The organism is Caballeronia sp., assembly GCF_049581465.1.
Classification (GTDB): domain Bacteria; phylum Pseudomonadota; class Gammaproteobacteria; order Burkholderiales; family Burkholderiaceae; genus Caballeronia.
Window position 1 is genome coordinate 1 of record NZ_JBAUSA010000142.1, and the last position, 3239, is coordinate 3239.

Genomic DNA, 3239 nt, shown 5'->3' on the forward strand with positions numbered 1-3239 from the left:
GAAGCTGCCCGTCGCGCCGTTGCCGCAAGTGGATTTTCCGACGATCTCGGTTCAGGCGAGCTTGCCCGGCGCGAGCCCCGAGACGGTCGCCACCAGCGTGGCGAGCCCGCTCGAACGTCACCTCGGCTCTATCTCCGACGTGACCGAAATGACCTCGCAAAGCTCGGTCGGAACGTCACGGATCACGTTGCAATTCGGCCTGGATCGCGACATCGACGGCGCCGCGCGCGACGTCCAGGCCGCCATCAATGCCGCGCGCGCCGATTTGCCGACCGCCCTGAGAAGCAATCCGACCTATCACAAGGTCAATCCCGCCGACGCGCCGATCCTGATCCTGGCGCTCTCATCGCCCACGCGAACAGCCGGTTCCCTCTACGATTCCGCCGCCACGGTCTTGCAGCAAACGCTTTCCACGGTGGACGGCGTCGGCGAAGTCGATGTAAGTGGCTCGGCCAATCCGGCCGTGCGTGTGGAACTGGAACCGGGGGCGCTGTCCCACTACGGCGTCGGCCTGGAAGACGTGCGTGCGGCGCTGGCGTCCGCGAACGCGAACAGTCCGAAGGGCGCGATCGAGTTCAAGGGCACGCACTTCCAGCTCTACACGAACGACCAGGCGAGCAAGGCCGATCAGTATCGCGACCTCGTGGTGGCGTACCGCAACGGCGCGGCCGTGAAATTGAGCGACGTAGGCGAAGTGGTTGATTCGGTCGAGGATTTACGCAATCTCGGCCTGATCAACGGCAAGCGCGCGGTGCTCGTGATCCTGTATCGGCAACCGGGCGCGAACATTATCGAGACCATCGATCGCGTCAAGTCGATGATCCCGCAGCTCCAGGCCGCCCTGCCCGCCGACGTCGAGATCACGCCGACGTCGGATCGCTCGACCACCATCCGTTCGTCGCTGCACGACACGGAATTCACGCTGCTCGTGGCTGTCGCGCTCGTCGTGATGGTCGTGTTTCTATTTCTACGCAATTGGCGCGCGACGCTGATTCCGAGCGTCGCGGTGCCGATCTCGATCATCGGTACGTTCGCGGCCATGTACATGCTGGGGTTCTCGCTCGACAATCTCTCGCTGATGGCGCTGACCATCGCGACGGGCTTCGTGGTCGATGACGCCATCGTGGTGCTTGAAAACATCTCGCGGCATATCGAGAACGGCGTGCCGCGCATGCAGGCTGCCATTCTTGGCGCCAAGGAAGTGGGATTTACGGTGATGTCGATGAGCATCTCGCTCGTCGCCGTGTTCCTGCCGATCCTGCTGATGGGCGGCATTGTTGGACGATTGTTCCGGGAATTTGCACTGACGCTGTCGCTCGCTATTGGCGTTTCGCTGGTCGTCTCGCTGACCGTCACACCCATGATGTGCGCACGTTTGTTACGCGAACCGCACAATCAAAAGCCGCCCGGCCGTTTTTCACGCTGGCTCGAACGCCAGTTCGACCGGATGCAGGGCGGCTACGCGCGCACGCTAGGCGTGGCGCTCGCGCATCCGCGCATCGTGCTGCTGGTGTTGATCGCGACCATCTTCCTGAACATCTATTTGTACGTGATCGTGCCGAAGGGGTTCTTCCCGCAGCAGGACACGGGACGGCTCGTGGGTGGGATCCAGGCTGACCAGAGCACGTCGTTCCAGGCAATGAAGGGCAAGTTCTCCGAAATGATGGCAATCGTCAAAGCCGATCCCGCCGTCGAAAGCGTGGCTGGCTTTACGGGCGGCCGGCAGACCAATTCGGGGTTCATGTTCATCTCGCTGAAGCCCAAGAGCGAACGCAAAGTCTCCTCCGACATGGTGATCCAGCGCCTGCGTGCGCCGTTGTCCAACGTCGCGGGCGTGCGCACGTACCTGCAAGCCGTGCAGGATATTCGCGCGGGTGGCCGGCAATCGAATGCGCAGTATCAGTTCACCCTTCTCTCCGACACCACGGAGGATCTCTACAAATGGGGGCCGAAGCTGACCGATGCGCTGATGACGCGCCCGGAACTCGCGGACGTCAACTCCGACCAGCAGCAAGGCGGCCTTGAAGCCATGGTCACGTTCGACCGCGCGACCGCCGCGCGCCTGGGCATCCAGCCGGCGCAGATCGACAACACGCTCTACGATGCATTCGGGCAGCGCCAGGTCTCCACCATCTACAACGCGTTGAGCCAATATCACGTGGTGATGGAACTTGCGCCGAAATACTGGCAGGACCCGGAGATGCTCAAGCAGATCTACATAAGTACGTCGGGTGGCACGGCGAACGGGGCGGCATCGACCAATGCCACGACGACGACGACCCTCGCGACGCCCAGTTCCACTACGACAACGTCGGCCGTCGATACCTCCGACAACACTAGCGCCCTCGCTCTGGCTTCGATACGCAATTCCGCCACGAACGCCATTGCCGCGAGCGGCAAGTCGAGTTCGTCGTCGGGCGCAGCGGTGTCGACTGCATCGGAAACGATGGTGCCGCTTTCAGCGATTGCCACGTTTGGGCCGGGTAACACGCCGCTTTCGGTGAATCACCAGAGCCAGTTCGTGGCGTCGACCATTTCGTTCAACTTGCCGCCTGGCAAGTCGCTCTCCGATGCCACCGCTGCCATCTACGAAACCATGGCGACGATAGGTATGCCGAGCACGATTCACGGCAGTTTCCAGGGCACGGCGCAGCAGTTCCAGGACTCGACCAAGGATGAGCCGCTGTTGATTCTCGCCGCCCTTGCCGCTGTCTATATCGTGTTGGGGATTCTTTACGAGAGCTATATTCACCCGATCACGATTTTGTCCACGCTGCCTTCGGCGGGTATTGGGGCGTTGCTTGCGTTGCTGCTTTTCAACACGGAATTCAGCATCATCGCGTTGATCGGTGTGATCTTGCTGATTGGTATTGTGAAGAAGAACGCGATCATGATGATCGACTTTGCTATTCATGCGTCGCGGCATGGAGCGAAGACATCGCGTGAGGCGATCGAGGAAGCTTGCCTGCTGCGTTTCCGGCCGATCATGATGACGACGGCCGCCGCGTTGCTCGGTGCGTTACCGTTGGCGTTCGGGACGGGCGAGGGATCGGAGATGCGCGCGCCGCTCGGGATTGCCATTGTGGGCGGATTGATTGTCAGTCAGTTGCTGACGCTCTATACGACACCGGTGGTGTACTTGTATATGGATCGCTTGCGGGTTTGGGGGGAAGCGCGGAAGGCCCGGCGAGGTCCGCCGGAAGGTGTGGAGGTATGAGCGGGCGCTGCTCGGCGGGGGG

At 61.7% G+C, this 3239-nt stretch carries 1 protein-coding gene; it reads left to right on the forward strand.

Annotation, left to right across the window (positions count from 1 at the left end):
- On the forward strand, positions 1-3217 hold a 3217-nt coding region (locus WCA53_RS03615), incomplete at its 5' end, for an efflux RND transporter permease subunit (protein ID WP_423905548.1).
- Positions 3218-3239 lie beyond the last annotated feature (22 nt).